The sequence below is a fragment of the Streptomyces sp. NPDC047981 genome, from assembly GCF_040653315.1.
In the GTDB taxonomy this organism is placed as follows: Bacteria; Actinomycetota; Actinomycetes; order Streptomycetales; family Streptomycetaceae; genus Streptomyces.
On record NZ_JBEZNQ010000008.1, the window covers coordinates 125,310 to 142,996 of the forward strand.

The following is a 17,687-nucleotide window of genomic DNA, read 5'->3' on the forward strand; positions in this document are numbered from 1 at the left end:
ACGGATCCGGGCACAGCGTCGCCCCCGGCGGTGGCCGGGGGCGACGGTGGGGCGGAGGCCGGTCAGGCGGTGATCACCAGGCGACCGGAAGGCGTTCGGGGATGCGCTTCATGAAGCGGGTGCGCCAGACCAGTTGGTCGACCGGGACCGCGAGGTGCAGGTCGGGCATCCGGTCGAGCAGGACCTCCAGGGCGATCTCGGTGTGCTTCTTGCCGAGGGCCGTGGCCGGGCAGTAGTGACCGCCGCCGCCGAAGGAGAGGTGGGTGCCGGCGTTCGGCCGGGTGACGTCCAGGGTGTGCGGGTCGGGGTAGACGGCCGGATCGGTGTTGGCCGCCTCCACCAGGACGAGGAGGAGCTCCCCCTTGCGCACCTCGACGTCGCCGAGGGTGACGTCATCGAGCGCGATGCGCGGGAGCCCGTCGGCGATGGAGAGGTTGACCCTCAGCAGTTCGTCCACGGCGGCCGGGATCAGTTCCGGCTCCTTGCGCAGCCGCTCCCACACGTCCGGGTTCTGGAGCAGGGAGAAGAGGGCCATGGTGAGGAAGCCCATGGTGGAGATCACGCCCGCGCCGAAGAAGGTGACGCCGACCGTGGCGAGCATCTCGTCGGTCAGATGGGCGTACTCGGGATTCCCGCGCAGGGCCGCGAGTTCGGCCATGAGCCCGGTGGTGGCCGGGTCGTCCAGGCGCTCGACCATGTACGCGATGTCCCGGTCCCAGTTGAGCCGGGCGCCGGTGATCGGGCAGGCCGAGTTCATGAAGGCGATGTCCAGACTGGCGGCCAGGCGCGGCGCGTCGGACTCGGGGATGCCGAGGATCCGGCAGTGCAGGTGCTCGGCGTACGGGCTGGTGAACCGGGACCGGAGGTCCACCGGCGGTCCGTAGGCGAGGAGGTCGTCGACCAGCGCGGTGGCGTGGTCGCGCATCCAGCCCGTCAGGCCGTCCGTCTTGGGGTTGATGGCCTTGAGGACGGCCTTGCGCAGCCCGGCCCCGGTGATGTTGCCCATGTTGTTGACCACCTCGGGCGGGATGGTCAGGGCGTACTGCCGGGGCGCGCCGGGCGCCGAGGTGTCCTTGAGCGAGAACCTCGGGTCTTCGAGGACCTGCTTGCAGAGCGCGTACGACGAGACGAGCCAGGCCTCGTCGCCGGCGATCGTGCGGACCCGCTTGACCGGTTCGGCGCGCAGGGACTCGATCTCGGACGGCAGGCGGTCGCCTCGCGCGGAGAACGGGAAGTCGAGGAGCGTGTCAGTGGTCATCGTGGTCTCCGAGCATCGGGGTGACGATGGCGTGGCCCTGGTTGCGGGAGGCACGCAGTCCGGAGCCCCGGGAGTAGAGGAGTTCGGCCATCGGCAGGAGCTGGTGGTAGCAGTTGAGGGAGGAGGGGACACCGAGGATCGCGGGGGTGTCCAGGAAGAGCGGTGCCTCGGCGCAGATGTACTGGAGGCAGACCTCCCGCTGGCGGGCGGTGGGGGTCTGTCCTTCGAGCACCTTGGAGGAGAGGAACGCCGCGACGAGCCGGTCGCAGGTGGCGAGGAACTCGCTGTCGGTGGCGAGCAGATCGTCCAGGTGCTTGCGCAGATGCCGGTAGGCCGGGATGTCGAGGAGCGCGGACATGGGGCGCCCTCGGAGCCGTTCGCCACCGGGGTCGATGGCGGCGACGGCGTTGTTCACCTTGGCGCGGACGCCGCGGAGGTTCTTGACCGCTTTGCGGCGGGCTTCGTCCGGCGGGTAGCCGAGAGCCTCGTACATGTCGGCGACGTGCAGGTCGGTGTAGATGAGGTCGACCTGGTCGAAGCCGCGGAGTCCCCAGGCGGCGAGGTCGGCCACCCGTTGGGCGGAGAAGTAGCCGTTGCCCGGAGAGATGCCGATGACCGCGTGCGCGCCTTCGGTGTGGATCACTTGGCAGTGCTGCGTGTACGGCTGGACCTTGAAGCTGTCGGTCGCTGTCGTCAAGTGAAGAGATGTCCTTCGGGCCGCTAGTCCCGTCGGGGCCTTGTGCCCCTGGTGTGGCGGCGACGGCATGAAGTTACCGGTGATCTCCACAGAGTGACGATTCTGAGACTGAGGTGGCCGAATACTTTCGGTACGTGACGTGATTTGACGCATCGTAGAGCCAAGGAGCGATGAATTCCGGTCACTCCGGACACCGCACACCGCTGACCGGACGAAGAGCCGGTCAGCGGTGTGCGCGTCACGCGGAGGCGACGGGGACCCGGGTGAAGACCCGGCCGCCGAGATCGATGCCGACGACGACGCCGTGCCCGTCCCGCGAGAAGAAGCCGCGCTGGCCCGCCAGCCCGCCTTCGGTCACGATGAACTCGTCGCCGTCGCCCGGCAGGAGCCCCGTCGCGGCCGGCTGGTAGTCGGCGGGCATCTCGAAGTCGGCCGCGGCCCGGATCTCCGGCTTGATCACGGCCCCGAGGGTGAGCCCGGCCGCGTCCGTGCCGACGGTCAGGATCATGCCGTCGTTGTCGTACGCCCCGAGGAGCTCCCGGGCGCGCGCCGCGTCGTACGGCAGCGGCTCCGGGTCCCGGTCGACGACGCCCAGGTAGTGCTCCAGGGCCCAGCGGATCGCGGAGCGGTTGAACGGGATGCCCTCCGCACCCGAGTTGGACATGGCGACGACGGCGAAGTTCCGCTCGGGGACGATCAGCAGCTCCACGAACTGGCCGTTGGCCGAACCGCCGTGCTCGATCGTCCGCACACCGTCCACCTCGCGCAGGAACCAGCAGATGCCGAAGCCGTCACCGAGGTTGCTGCCGCGCAGCTCGACCGTCTGCTCGCGCATCGCGTGCAGTACCTCGGCCGGCATCAGCCGCTCGCCGCTCTCCGCACGGCCGTCGCCGATCTGGAACCGCGCCCAGCGCAGGACGTCCGCCGCCGAGGACGCGAGACCGCCGCCGGGGTTGTTGCCGCGGGTGAGCCGCCACTCCCTCGCCACGGCCAGATCGCCGTCCTCGTCGGGGTTGTGGCCCACCGCGAACCGCCGGGTCATGACGTCCGCCGTCCCGAAGAAGCTCTCGGTGAGCCCCAGCGGTTCGAGCAGCAGCGAGGCGATGGCCTGCTCGTACGTCTGCCCCGTGACCTTCTCCAGGACCCGGCCGAGCAGGTTGAACGCCGCCTGACTGTACGAGGCGCGCTCTCCGGGCGCGCCGATGAGCTGCAGGTCGGCCATCTTCGCGACGAAGCCGGCCAGGGCGTCGTCACCGTCACCGGTGTCGACGATGATGTTCCAGTCGAGGCCCGAGGTGTGGTTGAGAAGGTTGAGGACGGTGATCTCGGCCGCCGCCTTCTCGTCGGGGAGGACCAGCTCGGGAACGTACCGGCGCACCGGCGCGTCCAGCTCGATCCGGCCTTCGGCGACCAGGCGCATCAGGGCGGTCGCCGTGAAGGTCTTGCTGGTGGAACCCAGCTGGAAGAGGGTGTCCTCGTCGACCGGCAGCGGGTTGTCCAGGCTCGTGACACCGTGGGCCGCGAAGGCCTCCCGGCCGTCGGCCCACACCCCCACGATGCCGCCGGGGATGCCGTGCCTGACGGCCGTCCGCTCGACGAACTCGGCCAGCTGGTACTGGGACTGCTCGACGCTGTGGGCGCTCATGGTGGGTACTCCGTATCGGGTGTCGTCGATCTCCATGACGACGACGATGCCCGGGCGCGCTGACAGGGTGCCGACCATGCGCTGACAGCCGCTGACCTGGCGCGGCAGGTGCGGTCAGCGGCGCGCGCTCACCGCCCGACCTTGTCGGCCGGTCCCATGACGATGACGGGTTCCTTGGCCGGGTCCAGAGCCAGCAGGAGCTCGCGCATGGCGTCGGTGGTGAGGGAGATACAGGCCTGGGTGGGGCCGCCGTGGTCGACGTGGACCCAGACCCCGCCGCCCTTCTCCAGGCCGAGCGGCCGCTCCTTGTTCAGCGGGGTCGTGCCCGGGACGCGGTTGTAGTCGATGGCGACGACGTAGTCGAAGGAGCCCTCCAGGGGCTCGCCGAGGAACCCGACGCCCGGCGAGACGAACTCCTCGTCCTCGTCGTAGGGCAGCTGCGAGCCGGGGTCGGGCAGCCGTCCGCCCGCGTCGCCGAGCCGGAACACCCCGGTCGGGCTGCGCAGATCGCCGGCCCAGTGGTCGTCGGTCCAGCCGCGCAGGGCGTTGTGCGCGCTCCACGGCCCGGCCGTGCGGCTCCACCTCCCCGCCGCGTCCCGCTCGTAGAGCGTGGCCGTGGCGACGTTGGTGTCCTGGGTCCGGCCGGTCACGACGAAGACCTGGCTCGTGCCGTCCGGGATCCTGGTCCGGGTCACCGGCCCGACCCCGGGCAGCACGGAGGGCACCTGCGCCTCGGGCGTCCGCGCCGGGAGCGGTGGGGCGTCCGCACCGGTGTTCTTGGCGGCGGAGGCCCGGGCACCGGGCGCCGCTTCCGGGCCGGGAGGCTGGTCGTACACCTTCAGGTAGCCGACGAGCGCGAGGGTCGCGCAGAGCGCGGCGGTCACCACGCGCGGGCCGGGGCGGACGTTCCTGACATGCATGGGGCGGCATCCTCCGACGCTCGCGGACGGCAATGCCGCGATACGTACCCGGTCCGCGCCCACGCCTGTCGGCGGAGCGACGCACTCACCCGACCGGGGCAGAGCGGAGGACGAGCGCCCGGCCGGCGGCGCCCCGCTGAAACCCCGTCAGAACATGTCAGGCCGTGGCGGTGGGGGTCTCGTCGAGTTCCCAGGAGTGGCGCTTGAACTCACGGGCGAAGTCGGGGTGGTCCTCCCAGTTGCGGGCGACGCCCCGCAGGACGTCCCAGTTGTGCTCCAGGGCCTGGTCGATGATGTGGCGGAGCGCCGGGTCGGCCGTCGCCCGCTGGTCGGCGAGGCCCTTGACGGCCGCGGCGGCCTTCACCGTGCCCAGGAGGGCCCGCAGGGCGCGGGAGGTGTCGTCCATGCCGAAGCCGTGGTCGTTGCCGTTCTCCGGGTCGAACAGCGGCCGGAGACGGTCCTCGATGAAAGCGGTGATCCGCTCGAAGTGCCGTACGTCCATCGGGGTCTCATCTCCTGCGTCGGTGGTTCGCGTCTGCGCCGTCATTATCCCGTGCCCGTCAGGGGATCGACGGCGGGGCCATCCGCGCGCCGCGCCAGAGCGCGTGGGCGGGGCTCGGCCCCTCGGTACGGTCCCGGGGGACGTCCCAGACGCGCACGGTGGGCGTCCCGTCCGGGTCGGCGGGGCCGGCGAACGGTGCCCAGCCCGGGTCGCCGGTGGCGGCGAAGGCCGCCCAGGCGTCGACCATCCGGCGGGACAGGGCCCGGTCGTCGGCGTCGGCGGGGCCGCCGGTCAGGAAGTCGACGCCGGTGGCGTCGAGGGTCCCGAAGGCGAAGGGCACGTCGGCGGCGTGCCAGGCGCGCACCGGGCTGCCGTCGGGCCGGGTACGCCGCCGGTCGAACCGGGACAGGAACGTGCGTCCCCCCGCCGCGCGGGCATGCGCCTCGGCGAGCCGGACGGTGGGCAGGGTGAAGACCGCGTCGCCGGCGAGCGCGAGGAACACGTCGAGGACCGGCGCACCGGGCATGCCGGTCCGGTACGCGGCGACCAGGTCCGGGGCGAGTCCGTAGGCGGCGGCGAACCGGTCGAGACCGTCGTCCGTGGTGACGGACGGCATGGTGCCCACCTGGTGCATGAGCCGGTACTCCTCGGTGGTGTGGCAGACGAGGAGATCGACGTGGCCGCCGACGGCCGGGGCGTCGAGCGGATCGCCGACGAGCAGTACGCCGTCGACGACCGGGCCGTAGAGGACGGTGTCGTAGTGGAGGAACCCGGCCGAGGGATCGCCCGCGTACCGTGCGACCACCCGGTCCGAGGCCGCCACGAGGGCGCCCGGGGACGCCGAGAGCAGGCCGTCGGCGGTCGGCTCCACTCCCGCGGCCTCGGCCACCTCGCGGGCCAGACGCTCGGCGAACTCGGGCCGGAAGAAGGCGTCGGGGACACTGTGCGCGATGGCCCGGCGGAAGAGCCCGTCGGCCCGCGCGCTGCTCATCAGGCAGGCGATCGAGCCGGCGCCCGCCGACTGCCCCGCCACGGTCACACGGTCCGGGTCGCCGCCGAAGGCCGCGATGTTGTCGCGCACCCACTCCAGGGCGGCGATCTGGTCGAGCAGTCCTCGGTTCTCGGGAAAGCCGGGCACGTGGCCGAAGCCTTCGAAGCCGAGACGGTAGGTGCAGGTCACGACCACCGTGCCGGCCAGGGCCAGGGCGGAGCCGTCGTAGTCGGGCTGGGCGGAGGAGCCGAAGGTGTAGGCGCCGCCGTGGATCCAGAACAGCACGGGCAGGGGGCCGGAACTCTCCTCCGGCGCCCAGACGTTGAGCGTGAGAACGCCGTCGTCGTCCGGGTTCCAGACCGGGGAGCCGGGCAGCTCCGCCGACTGCGGGGCCACCGGGCCGAAGCGGGTGCAGTCCCGCACGTCCGCCCAGGCTTCGGCCGGGCGCGGCCCCCGGAAGCGCCCGGCGCCGAAGGGCGGCGCGGCGTACGGAATGCCCCGTGTGATCCGCAGCCCGTCGGCGCGGGTGCCGCGCACCGGCCCCGCGCTCGTGTCGACGATGTGGCCGTCGGCGCCCGTACGCACAGGTGGAACCCCTTTTCGACGCCTGCGGCCCTTCCGCGCGGCAGCACACCCTGGCACGGGCCGCGCGGGTCGGACAATCGATTAAAGATCTTCGATCACGGCCGGGTCGAAGACGGCCGCCGGAGCGGATTCGTCGAACTCCAGGGGTTGTTCGGCCCAGATGACCTTGCCCTCCGTGGTGTAGCGGGTGCCCCAGCGGCGGGTGAACTGGGAGATGAGGAAGAGTCCTCGGCCTCCCTCGTCGGTGGTGCGGGCGTGGCGCAGGTGCGGCGAGGTGCTGCTGGCGTCGAAGACCTCGCAGATCAGGGCGCGTTCGAGGATGAGGCGGAGCCGGATGGGCCCGGAGGCGTGCCGGATGGCGTTGGTGACGAGTTCGCTGACGACGAGTTCGGTGGTGAAGGCGAGTTCCTCCAGGCCCCAGGCGGCGAGTTGGCGGGCGGCCATCACCCGGGCGCGGGCGACGACGGCCGGGTCTGCGGGCAGGTCCCACACGGCGACCTGCCCGGCCGCGAGGCGACGCGTGCGGACCAGGAGGAGGGCCGCGTCGTCGGTGTACGGCCTGCTGGGCGCGAGTTCGTCGACGATGCCGCGGCAGAGCTCGTCGAGCGGCAGGTCCCGGGACGCGGAGGCCAGCACGCGGCCAAGGCCGTCCCGGCCGGCGCCGGGCGCGGCGATCAGTCCGTCGGTGTAGAAGGCGAGGACGCTGCCCTCGGCGAGGGGCAGTTCGACGGATTCGAAGGGGAGCCCGCCGATACCGAGCGCCGGTCCGTTCGGCAGCTCGGGGAAGGTGACGGTGCCGTCGGGTGCGCGGACGGCCGGCGCCAGGTGTCCGGCGCTCGCCAGGTCGCAGCGGAGGCTGACGGGATCGTAGACCGCGTAGAGGCAGCTGGCGCCGACGCCCGCGGGGTTGGGCGCTCCGCTCAGGTCCGTCGCGGTGCCCTCGCGGGTCACCTGGACGACGAGGTCGTCGAGGTGTGCGAGGAGTTCCTCGGGCCCCAGGTCGAGGTCGGCGAGGGTGCGGACGGCGGTACGGAGCTGGCCCATGGTCGCGGCCGCCTCGATGCCGTGGCCGAGGACCTCGCCGACGACCAGGGCGACCCGGGCTCCGGAGAGTGGGAAGACGTCGAACCAGTCTCCGCCGAGGCCGCTGAGTTCGTCGGCGGGCCGGTAGAAGGAGGCGGCGTCGACGGCTTCCTGCTCGGGGACGCCGTGCGGGAGGAGGCTGCGCTGGAGCACGAGCGCGGCGGCGCGCTCGCGGGCGTAGCGGCGGGCGTTGTCGAGGCAGACGGCGGCGCGGGCGACGAGTTCCTCGGCGAGCCGCAGGTCGTCCTCGTCGAACGCCTCGTCCTGCCGGGTGCGCAGGAAGGTGGCCACGCCGAGGGTGATGCCCCGGGCGAGGATCGGCACGACCATCGCCGTGTGCGGTACGTCGTCGACGACACCGGCCGCCTCGGCCTCCGCCGTCGCGGTCAGGGCGGTCGGGATCGCCGCTTCGCGGGTCGAGGCGTCCAGCCGGGCCGCCAGCCAGGAGCGGCCGTGGGCCACGGCGTCCATCTGGGGTGAGGTCGGCAGGTAGGTGGAGGGTCGCCCCGGCTCCAGTACCTCCATGACCCCGCCGGTGCGTGCGTTCTGTGCGCCGCCGCGCACCAGGCGCAGGGCGGTGGCGGCGTCCGTGGGGCCCGGGGAGGGCTCGGCGCCCCTCAGGACGGCGTCCAGGAGGTCGACGGCGACGAAGTCGGCCAGTCCCGGCACCGCCACGTCGGCGAGGCCCTGGGCGGTGTCCATGACGTCGAGGCTGCGGCCGATGCGCTCGCTGGCCCGGGCCATGAGGGCGAGGCGCTGCCGGGCCCGGTAGCGCTCGGTGATGTCGACGACCGCGTAGCAGACCCCCAGCGCGCGTCCGTTGTCGTCGTCGAGCCGGACGAAGGACATGGCGTGGGCGTGGTCGCGCTCGGGCCGGGAACGCGGGCGGCCCACGTGCTCGTAGCCGAGGACGGGTTCGCCGGACGCGAGGACCTCGCGCATCTTCGCTTCGACGATCTCGGCGTTCATCCCGGGCTGGATCTCGGCGAAACGCTTGCCGCGTCGCTGTTCGACGGTGCCGCCGCCGAAGTGCTCCAGCGCCGTGTTCGACCACACGCACCGCAGGTCGGGGTCGACGAAGCAGAGCCCGATGGGCATCTCGGTGACCATGTGCTCCAGCAGGGCGGGACCCATGGTCCATTGCCGGGACGGCGCTGCGCCCACGGCGACCACGAGCCAGCGGGCCGGACCTGCCTCCCCCGGCAGCGGGAGCACGGTGACGTCGACGGCGACGGTACGGCCGTCCCGGTGACGCGCGAGCAGGACGCCCGACCAGCCGCCGTCACGGTCCGCGGTCGCGCGGATGCCGGGCAGCCGGCCGGTCTCGTCGCCCGCCAGGAGGGATTCGACACGGCGGCCGCTGAGCTCCGCCGCGGGAAAGCCGAGCAGCCGCTCGGCGGCGTACGGGCGGCCTACGACCGTCCCGGCCTCGTCGAAGAGGAGAACGACGGAATCGGCGACACCGAACACGGCCTCACGCGCGCTGGTGTCTGGGTCCTCGGGTCTCCCCACGGCCGTCGGCTCCGTTCTCACAGCCCACCCTGCCTGTCCCTTCTATCACAGCATGCCCGGGTTCCTGCCGTTAGATCCCGTTTTGCCATCACTCGTTCGGAGGACGGTCCGGGTTCCCGATCGGCCGGAGAGGTTAGTGAGGTCTCAAGGACCGACGACCCGGGAGGCGGGCACCGTGACTCGACCGAGGATTCTGGTGGTGGGCGCCGGCTTCGCCGGGGTCGGCTGCGTACGGCGTCTCGAGCGGCGGCTCACCGAGCGGGAGGCGCGGATCTCGCTCCTGTCGCCCTTCTCGTACCAGCTCTATCTGCCGCTCCTCCCCCAGGTCGCGGCCGGGGTGCTGACCCCGCAGTCGGTCGCCCTGTCGCTGCGACGCAGCAAGCGGCACCGGACCCGGATCATTCCCGGCGGCGCGGTCGGCGTGGACACCAGGGCGAAGGTCTGCCTGGTGCGGACGATCTCGGGCGAGCTGATCGACGAGCCGTACGACCATCTGGTGCTCGCGCCCGGCAGTGTGACCCGCACCTTCGACATCCCGGGCCTGAGCGAGCACGCGCGGGGCATGAAGACGCTCGCCGAGGCGGCCTACATCCGTGACCACGTCATCGCCCAGCTCGATCTGGCGGACGCGGCCGAGGACGACGCGGAGCGCGCGGCGCGGCTCTGCTTCGTGGTGGTCGGCGGAGGCTACGCGGGCACCGAGACGGCGGCCTGTCTGCAGCGGCTGACGCACAACGCGGTCCAGCGCTATCCGCGCCTCGACCCGGCGCTGATCAAGTGGCACCTGGTGGACCTCGCGCCGAAGCTCATGCCCGAGCTGGGCGACAAGCTGGGCGCCGCCGCCCTGGCCATCCTGCGCAGGCGCGGGATCGAGGTCTCGCTCGGTGTGTCGGTGGCCTCCGTGGACGCGGAGGCGGTGACGCTCACCGACGGGCGGGTGCTCCCGAGCCGCACGCTGATCTGGACGGCCGGGGTCGCGGCCAGCCCGCTGATCGGCACGCTGGAGGCGGAGACGAACCGGGGCCGGCTGGTCGTCGGGCCCGACATGGTGGTGCCCGGTCTGGACGGGGTGCACGCTCTCGGTGACGCCGCGGCCGTTCCGGACCTGGCGAAGAACGAGCCCGACGCGATCTGCCCGCCCACGGCGCAGCACGCGATGCGCCAGGGCAAGCAGGTCGCCGACAACCTCGTCGCGATGCTGCGGGGCGAGCGGACGTACCCGTACCACCACAAGGATCTCGGTCTGGTGGTGGACCTGGGCGGGCGGGACGCCGTCTCGAAACCGCTCGGGATCGAGCTGCACGGCACGCCCGCCCAGGCGGTGGCCAGGGCGTATCACTGGGCGGCGCTGCGCACCAATGTCGCCAAGACCCGGGTGATGACGAACTGGCTGCTCAACGCCGTGGCCGGGGACGACTTCGTCCGTACGGGATTCCTGTCGTCCCGGTCGGGGACGCTGGCCGACTTCGAGTACACGGGCGCGTACCTCACACCCGATCAGGTGCGGGAGCACACCGCCGCGCTGCGGGCTCAGGCGTCGCCAGGGCCGTGAGCAGGGCGAGGGCGGTGAGGAAGGCGCTGGTCCACAGCGGCGCGCGGTAGCCGTACCCGGCCGCGAGGACGGTGCCGCCCAGCCACGGGCCGAGGGCCGCGCCCACGTTGAGCGCGGCCACGGCGAAGGCTCCGGCCAGGGTGGGGGCTTCGCCGCCGGCCGTGCGCAGCGCGCGGGTGATCAGGGTGGAGCCGACGGCGAACGAGAGCGCGCCCAGGGCGAGGACGAGGACGACCGTCGCCGGCGCGCTCCCCGCGGTGAGCGCGAAGAGGGACCAGCCGGCCGCCGCACCCGTGCCGCACACGGCCACGACCGGGCCGGGCCGTGTGTCGGAGAGACGGCCCGCGAGGACCACGCCCGCGAAGGAGCCGGCTCCGAACAGGGCGAGGAGGACGGGGATCGCGGCGGGGGCGAGGCCCGTCACGTCGGTGACGACGGGGGCCAGGTAGGTGAAGCCGCAGAACATGGCGCCGTTCGCGAGGGCGCAGACCAGGAGCGTGACCAGCAGCCGCGGGCTGCGCAGCACCCGCGCTTCGGACCACGCGGCAAGCGGTCGGGGGGTGTCGCCGCCTGCGGTGGGCACCGACCGGGCGATGGCCAGGAGTGCGGGGACGCAGAGCAGGGCGACGGCCCAGAAGGCGGAGCGCCAGCCCCAGAGCTGGCCGAGCAGCGCACCGGCGGGCACGCCCACGACACAGGCGAGCGTGGTGCCACCGAGCAGCACCGCGGTCGCCCGGCCCCTGGACTCCGGGGCGACCATGGCGCTCGCGGCGACCAGCGCCACCGCGAGGAACCCGGCGTTGGCGAGGGCGCCGATGACCCGCGTGGCGAGCAGGATCCCGAAGTGCGGGGTGAGGGCGCCGATCACGTGCGCGAGCAGGAAGGTGCCGAGCAGGACGGTCAGGGCGGACCGTCGCGACCAGCGCCTGGCCAGGAGCGCCGTCGCGGGCGCGCCGACGATCATTCCGACCGCGAAGGCGGAGGTGAGCGTCCCCGCGAGCGGGATCGACACCCCCAGCTCCGCGGCGATGTCCGGCAGCAGGCCGGAGAGCATGAACTCGGAGGTTCCCTGGGCGAAGACGGCCAGGCCGAGCAGATAGAGGGCGAAGGGCATCGAGGGTCTCCACGGTCGAGCAGCGGCGTGAGCCGCACCCGGTGCCGGAGCAGGGGGTGCGGTGGGCCGGCGCGCGGTCGCGCGCGGGCGGGGGAGACGGCCGATCCGTGGCCACGGTCACGCTCACGCCCAGCACGACGAACGGCCCCTCAGGGGCCGCGGTGCTTCAGCGGGTCGACTCGACAGGCCACCGGAGGACCGGTGGCCTGAGTCTGTCCGACTCGGGGCTCGACATGGCGCCACCGTACGGGTCCCGTCCTCGACGGGTCCACCCGATTACGGCGACCCCGCCCTTCACAGCCAGCCGTTGCGGCGGAAGCTGCGGTGCAGCAGGAAACAGGCCGTGACCATCACGCCGAGGACGAGCGGGTAGCCGAAGGTCCAGCGGAGTTCGGGCATGTGGTCGAAGTTCATGCCGTAGACGCCGCAGACCATCGTGGGGACGGCGATGATCGCGGCCCAGGCGGTGATCTTCCGCATGTCCTCGTTCTGGGCGACCGTCACCTGGGCGAGATGGGCCTGGAGGATCGAGTCGAGGAGGGCGTCGAAGGAGGTGATCTGTTCCGTCACCCGCGAGAGGTGGTCGGCGACGTCGCGGAAGTAGGGCTGGATCTCCCCCGACACCAGGGAGTGGGGATGCGCGGTCGCCAGGGCCTGCAAGGGACGGTCGAGCGGTGTCACCGCTCGTTTCAGTTCGAGCAGTTCGCGCTTGAGCTGGTAGACCCGGCCGGCGTCACCGCGGGAGACCTGCTCGCTGAAGACGGCCGTCTCGACGGCGTCGATGTCGTTCTGCACGGCGTCGGCGACGGCGAGGTAGTCGTCCACGACATGGTCGGCGATGGCGTGGAGCACGGCCGCAGGACCTTTGGCGAGCTGGTCGGGCTCGGCCTCCAGGGCCTCCCGCAGCGGGCCGAGCGAACCATGGCTTCCGTGCCGGACGGTGATGACGAAGTCGGGCCCGGTGAAGACCATGAGTTCACCGGTGTCGACGACCTCGCTGGTCGCCGTGAGTTCCTCGTGCTCCACGTAACGGACCGTCTTGAAGACGGCGAACAGGGTGTCGTCGTACCGCTCCAGCTTGGGCCGCTGGTGGGCGTGGACGGCGTCCTCGACGGCCAGGGGATGGAGCCCGAACAGCTCCGCGAGGCCGGCGAACTCCTCGACGGAGGGCTCGTGCAGACCGATCCAGACGAAACCGTCGCCCGACTTGCGGACCCTTCGCACCGCCTCGTCCGCGGGGCAGGACCCGCGCTGCCGCGCCCCGTCCTCGTACAGCACGCAGTTGACCACCGAGCTGCCCAGCGGCGAGCGGGCCGGGTGACTCAGGTCGACCGTCCGGCGGTAGGCACGGCGGACGGTGCGCCTCAGATTGCGGATTATGGGCACGCGGGGCTCCTTGGAACGATCAGCGGCCAGTGTGCCATCGACGCAGCGTGGACGGGACTCCTGACAAATGTCACACGTTCCTGTGCGCGAGATCCTCCCGAGGGCTGAGGGCGGGCAGCACGGCCGTGACGAGGATGGGAGCACTGCCGATCGAGCGAAACAGGATCCATCCATGAACGTGTCCCGCAGGGCCCAGCTTTCCGTCGTCGCCGCCACGCTGGTGGCGCTCTCCGCCACGGCGTTACCGGCGCGGGCGGCCGTCACCGCCGAGCGCGTCTCCCCCACGGCCACGGTCTCCGGGAGTCCCACCGTCGCCGCCGACCCCGCCGTGCCGGCGGGCGTCACCGGCCACCGGCTCGACCGCGTCGCGCTGCGCGGCTCGCTCGACGCCTTCCACAAGGCGGGCATGTACGGCGCCTATTCGGCCGTTCGCGACGGCTCGGCGCAGTGGCGGGGAGCCACCGGCTTCGCCGACATCGACACGCGCCGCCCCACGCGGCCGGACTTCGAGCACCGGGTCGGCAGCATCACCAAGACGTTCACGGCCGTCGCCGTGCTCCAGCAGGCCGGCGCCGGGCGCATCGACCTCGACGCCCCGGTCGGCCGCTACATCCCCGACATCGTCTCCGACGAACGGGGGCGGCTGGTGACCGTCCGCATGCTGCTCAACCACACCAGCGGCATAGCCGACTACGTCCTGCCCGCCTTCCCCGGCCTCCTGGAGAACCCCGGCAAGACCCTCGACGACAACCGGCTCCGCACGATCGCCCCCGACGAACTCGCCCGGCTCGGTCTCGCCGCCGCGCCCGTCGTACAACGCGGGACCCACTCGTACGCGAACACCAACTACATCCTGGCCGGGCTGATCCTGGAGCGGGTGACGGGGCAGAAGGCCGAGGCCTACATCACGCGCAACGTCATCCGCAAGGCCGGGCTGCGCCACACCTACTTCCCGAGTTCACCGGCCATCAAGGGCCCGCACGCGCGGATGTACGAGTCGTTCCTCGGGATGATCGACCCGGCGCGCGACTACAGCGTCTACGACATGTCGTGGGCGGGCACGGCCGGAGCCCTGGTCTCGACGACGAGCGACCTCAACGACTTCTACCGCAAGCTGCTCGGCGGGCGGCTGCTCGGCGCCGCGCAGCTGCGGGAGATGAAGACCACCGTCCCGGCCTACGAGACCGCGCCGGGCGAGGAGGCGCTGATGCGCTACGGCCTGGGCATCTACACCCTGCGGATGCCCAGCGGCGGCTGGTACTGGGGGCATGACGGCGCTGTCTTCGGGGCGGGCACCTGGGCCCTGTCGACCGAGGACGGTCGTCGACAGGTGGCCATCGGCTACAACCTGATGAAGTACCAGCGGTTCGACTCCGAGGGACGTCCGCTGCCGGACCCGATCACCGAGGCGCTGTACGCCCACGTGGACGGCGCCCTCGCCGGCACCACCACGACTCCCCCGCGCGCGGCGACGCCTCGGGGCACGCCGGGTGAGCGGCGAGCACAGACGCTGCCCGCCCTGCCGATCGGCCCGGACGCGCTCCACCAGGCGTCCCTGCGGTAGCCGCGCCACACCGTGTCATGTCGCGCCACGCCCCCGCCGGGGGGGGGTGGCCGACGGGCCGTCACCTGGACTGCAGGGCGTCCAGAGCGACGGCCTGGGCTATGGCGAGACGGCGGTCGAGGTGCTCGTCGTGGATCGTCAGGACGTACCGGTCGCGCAGGCCGAGCCTCTTCTGCACCGACATGACGGGGCGGTCCGCCCGGGCGAAGTCGAAGTGGTACGGCCAGGCGAACGGCAGGATGTCGACGAAGGGAATGACGTCCCAGGCGCGGCGCAGCACGGCCACGGTCATGTTGCGCTCGACGCCCGTCGTCTCGGCCGTCGCCCCCTCCTCGCTCATGTGCCAGGTGCTGCGCAGCAGTGAGGCGGCGAAGTTCTTCCGGAAGGTGCCCACCTGACTGCCCGAGGCCGCCCGGACGTCGTAGGTCGCACCGAGGTCGATCACCTGCCGGGCCTGGAAGGTGAAGAGGACCTGCTTCTGGGACTCGTCCGTGTAGAACGTGATCCGTTCCTTCAGGGCCATGCGCTTCTGGTGCGCGAACGCGACCATCTCGCCCTCGGCGCCGTCCGGTCCGGCCGTGTGGACCGCGTAGCGATTCGCCATGGGCGTGATCTTCTGATTGATGTGGAAGTGCTGCTGCGACTGCTCGAGACCCATGGTGCGCTCCACGCTCGTCGATTCCTTCTCGACGATGGTCGCCGTCGGTGAGCACCCGGCGCAGTCATCGAAAGTCGCTTCCCGGGGATACGAACGGATCGCGGGTCCGCGCGGGCAGCGTGCGGACCATCAGGGCCAGGGTGACGAGCCAGGCTGCCGTCACGATCCACAGGAGCACCTGCCCGAGCCCGTCGAGCCACCCGATGGCGGTCGCCGCCGAGGTCGACAGACAGGCGACCGACGTCATCCCCATGGGGAAGACGGTGGCCCAGCGTCTGAGGTCGTAGCCCGGGCGGCGGCGCAGCAGCTCGGCCGCGAGCAGGGCGACGTACCAGGCGAGGTCGCCGGCCAGCAGGATCAGGGTGACCGTCCGCAGGGCGGTGTGGGCGCCGGTGCCCGCCCACACGCCGGTGGCGAGGAGCTTGGATCCGGCGAGCGCGGAGATGGCAAGGGCGCCCCCGGCCACCCACTGGTCGCCGGCGCCCTCGGTGACCTGGCGGAAGTCGAAGCGGAACAGGGCGGCCGCGTAGAGCAGCAGCCCGAGGACGAAGAAGACCAGGCCCGTCCGGGCGAGCCAGTCCCGGTCCGCCGGCGGGACGGCGAGGGTGGCCGCGAGGACCACGAGCCCCTGGGTGGCGACGCAGATCAGGAACACCCCGCCGGGCATCCTGCGCCCCACGTGCCGCAGGACCGCGCCGAGCAGCGGCGCCCACAGCACGGCGGACAGCGCCAGGAGGACGGCGGCCGTCGTGGTCCAGCCGAGGAGCGCCACGCGGACCCCGAGCACCGTCGTGGCGGCGACGGCGGTCAGGGCCGGCGGGGTGTCGGCCTCGGCGACCCAGCGGGGCCGGCTGCGCAGCAGCCGATGGGCGAAGTCGCCGGCCAGCAGCACCCACACCACGCACGCGAGGCCGAACAGGACGCGGGAGACCGTTTCACGGCCGGTCAGATGGAACCCGACCGAGAGGATGCCGGTGGCCATCACGGCGGAGCCCGCGGCGGGCGGCAACTCGGCCCACCAACGGGCGACGCGCTCCTTCATGCCCCCTATCGCACCGGCTGCCCGCCGTCCCCGCCACTCGGACGCCGGGAGCCGGGCGGGCGCGGCAGGTCGGCCTCCTCTCGTCGGGTCTGCCTCCGGTCGTCGGGGCAGCATCCCGTCGCCGCGTCAGCCTCCCGTCGTCGCGTCAGCCTCCGGTGGTCGGATCAGCCTCCCGTCGTCGCGTCAGCGCCTCCGGTGGTCGCGGTCGCCAGGAGCGCCTCCGGCGTGATCAGGGCCGTGGAACCGGGGGCCGTGCAGGCGTGGGCTCCGGAGATCGCCCCCAGGCGAGCACAGGTCAGGACGGCCTCGCCGGCGAGGTGGCCGTAGAGGAAGCCGCTGACGTACGCGTCGCCGGCGCCGTTGGTGTCCACGACCGGCGCGTCCGGGGCGACGGCCGGGACGTGGTGCGGGATCCCGCCCCCGTCCCGGGTGAGGACGTACGAGCCCTCCGCGCCCGCCGTCGCGACCACGGTGCGCGCGCGGCCCTCGCGCAGGATCTCCCGCATCAGCGCGGGCGTGCCGTCGCCCGCCCCCGCCGCGCTGAGGAAGACGAGGTCGGAGCGGAGGGCGAACTCCCGGTGGTGCTCCGCCAGGCCGTCCCAGTCGTGCAGGTCCGTGGAGACGGGCACGCCGAGCTCCTCGATGTCGTCGTACAGGAAGCGCGCGAAGTTCATGATCGAGACATGGACGTGGCGCGCGCCGCGCAGCCGGGGCAGGTAGTGCTCCCTCGGCATGCGCAGGTCCACCGGGTCCCGGCCGTCGTAGAAGGACATCCGGCGTCCGGTCGCGTCGACGAGGTTCACCGCGCGCCGGGTTCCGGCGGGCGAGATCACCGGGTGGAACTCGACGTCCCCGTCGGCCATCCGCCGGCGTACGAGCGTGCCGATCCAGTCGTCGCCCACGCAGTCGAGCAGGGCGACGCGCAGGCCGAGGGCCCGGGTGCCGAGGGCCACGTTGCCGCCGGTGTGCCCGGGCCACTCCTCGATCGGCCCGACGTGGACCGAGTCCGCGAGGGGGACGGGCAGGGCGTCGACACGGATGACCGTGTCCACCCCGCTTCCGCCGACCACCACGATGTCGTACCGGTCGTTCTGTGCACTCAACTCTGCCGCCTCTCGGGTCCCGCCTCGCCCAGTATGCGACCGCCGTCACGGGACGGGGCAAGGGGCTCGTCAGGA

Annotated in this window: 14 protein-coding genes; 2 read left to right on the plus strand and 12 right to left on the minus strand. The window is 72.5% G+C overall.

Going from position 1 to position 17,687, the window contains the following annotated elements; genetic code table 11:
* Positions 1-73: 73 nt before the first annotated feature.
* The 7 genes from AB0E14_RS07525 to AB0E14_RS07555 form a co-directional block, all read right to left on the minus strand.
* Entirely contained in the window at positions 74-1,258 is a 1,185-nt protein-coding gene (locus AB0E14_RS07525; RefSeq protein WP_362413486.1) for a cytochrome P450, read from the minus strand.
* Positions 1,248-1,955 carry a tRNA-dependent cyclodipeptide synthase gene (locus AB0E14_RS07530; protein ID WP_362413489.1) on the minus strand — a complete coding sequence of 236 codons (708 nt, stop codon included), beginning with the start codon at positions 1,953-1,955 and terminating at the stop codon, positions 1,248-1,250. The genes AB0E14_RS07525 and AB0E14_RS07530 overlap by 11 nt, the downstream gene beginning before the upstream one ends.
* 238 nt (positions 1,956-2,193) lie before the next feature.
* Positions 2,194-3,600 (minus strand): serine hydrolase domain-containing protein, encoded by a 1,407-nt coding sequence (locus AB0E14_RS07535; RefSeq protein WP_362413491.1) that lies wholly within the window; start codon positions 3,598-3,600, stop codon positions 2,194-2,196.
* A 128-nt stretch (positions 3,601-3,728) separates the two neighbouring features.
* Complete coding sequence (locus AB0E14_RS07540) at positions 3,729-4,520, minus strand: hypothetical protein (protein ID WP_362413493.1); 792 nt, start codon at positions 4,518-4,520, stop codon at positions 3,729-3,731.
* A 157-nt stretch (positions 4,521-4,677) separates the two neighbouring features.
* Positions 4,678-5,022, minus strand: coding sequence for a hypothetical protein (locus AB0E14_RS07545; protein ID WP_362413495.1), 345 nt, complete (start codon positions 5,020-5,022; stop codon positions 4,678-4,680).
* Positions 5,023-5,080: 58 nt separating this feature from the next.
* Positions 5,081-6,598 (minus strand): carboxylesterase family protein, encoded by a 1,518-nt coding sequence (locus AB0E14_RS07550; RefSeq protein ID WP_362413497.1) that lies wholly within the window; start codon positions 6,596-6,598, stop codon positions 5,081-5,083.
* Between the two features lie 81 nt (positions 6,599-6,679).
* Entirely contained in the window at positions 6,680-9,193 is a 2,514-nt protein-coding gene (locus AB0E14_RS07555; protein WP_362413499.1) for a SpoIIE family protein phosphatase, read from the minus strand.
* A 175-nt stretch (positions 9,194-9,368) separates the two neighbouring features.
* On the opposite strand from AB0E14_RS07555, the gene AB0E14_RS07560 reads away from it, so the two are divergent.
* Positions 9,369-10,745, plus strand: coding sequence for an FAD-dependent oxidoreductase (locus tag AB0E14_RS07560; RefSeq protein ID WP_362413501.1), 1,377 nt, complete (start codon positions 9,369-9,371; stop codon positions 10,743-10,745).
* Here AB0E14_RS07560 and AB0E14_RS07565 read toward each other — a convergent pair.
* Positions 10,681-11,859: a Cmx/CmrA family chloramphenicol efflux MFS transporter gene (locus tag AB0E14_RS07565; protein ID WP_362413503.1), complete on the minus strand. Its 1,179-nt coding sequence runs from the start codon at positions 11,857-11,859 to the stop codon at positions 10,681-10,683. The two genes, AB0E14_RS07560 and AB0E14_RS07565, sit on opposite strands and share 65 nt — an antisense overlap.
* 294 nt (positions 11,860-12,153) lie before the next feature.
* On the minus strand, positions 12,154-13,245 hold the full coding sequence (corA, locus tag AB0E14_RS07570; RefSeq protein WP_362413505.1) for a magnesium/cobalt transporter CorA: 1,092 nt from the start codon (positions 13,243-13,245) through the stop codon (positions 12,154-12,156).
* A gap of 172 nt (positions 13,246-13,417) precedes the next feature.
* Here corA and AB0E14_RS07575 point away from each other — a divergent pair, with 172 nt between their 5' ends.
* Complete coding sequence (locus tag AB0E14_RS07575) at positions 13,418-14,809, plus strand: serine hydrolase domain-containing protein (protein ID WP_362413507.1); 1,392 nt, start codon at positions 13,418-13,420, stop codon at positions 14,807-14,809.
* A 61-nt stretch (positions 14,810-14,870) separates the two neighbouring features.
* Here AB0E14_RS07575 and AB0E14_RS07580 read toward each other — a convergent pair whose 3' ends face one another.
* The 3 genes from AB0E14_RS07580 to AB0E14_RS07590 form a co-directional block, all read right to left on the minus strand.
* Positions 14,871-15,479 carry a hypothetical protein gene (locus AB0E14_RS07580; RefSeq protein WP_362413509.1) on the minus strand — a complete coding sequence of 203 codons (609 nt, stop codon included), beginning with the start codon at positions 15,477-15,479 and terminating at the stop codon, positions 14,871-14,873.
* Between the two features lie 52 nt (positions 15,480-15,531).
* Positions 15,532-16,509: a tellurite resistance/C4-dicarboxylate transporter family protein gene (locus tag AB0E14_RS07585; RefSeq protein ID WP_362413511.1), complete on the minus strand. Its 978-nt coding sequence runs from the start codon at positions 16,507-16,509 to the stop codon at positions 15,532-15,534.
* Between the two features lie 164 nt (positions 16,510-16,673).
* Complete coding sequence (locus AB0E14_RS07590; protein WP_362413513.1) at positions 16,674-17,612, minus strand: PfkB family carbohydrate kinase; 939 nt, start codon at positions 17,610-17,612, stop codon at positions 16,674-16,676.
* Positions 17,613-17,687: the final 75 nt, after the last annotated feature.

Bases quoted from the DNA above. Each gene is read 5' to 3' on its own strand.
- AB0E14_RS07525 (WP_362413486.1), bottom strand. From the start codon at position 1,258: ATGACCACTGACACGCTCCTCGACTTCCCGTTCTCCGCGCGAGGCGAC.
- AB0E14_RS07535 (WP_362413491.1), bottom strand. From the start codon at position 3,600: ATGAGCGCCCACAGCGTCGAGCAGTCCCAGTACCAGCTGGCCGAGTTC.
- AB0E14_RS07540 (WP_362413493.1), bottom strand. From the start codon at position 4,520: ATGCATGTCAGGAACGTCCGCCCCGGCCCGCGCGTGGTGACCGCCGCG.
- AB0E14_RS07545 (WP_362413495.1), bottom strand. From the start codon at position 5,022: ATGGACGTACGGCACTTCGAGCGGATCACCGCTTTCATCGAGGACCGT.
- AB0E14_RS07565 (WP_362413503.1), bottom strand. From the start codon at position 11,859: ATGCCCTTCGCCCTCTATCTGCTCGGCCTGGCCGTCTTCGCCCAGGGA.
- AB0E14_RS07575 (WP_362413507.1), top strand. From the start codon at position 13,418: ATGAACGTGTCCCGCAGGGCCCAGCTTTCCGTCGTCGCCGCCACGCTG.
- AB0E14_RS07585 (WP_362413511.1), bottom strand. From the start codon at position 16,509: ATGAAGGAGCGCGTCGCCCGTTGGTGGGCCGAGTTGCCGCCCGCCGCG.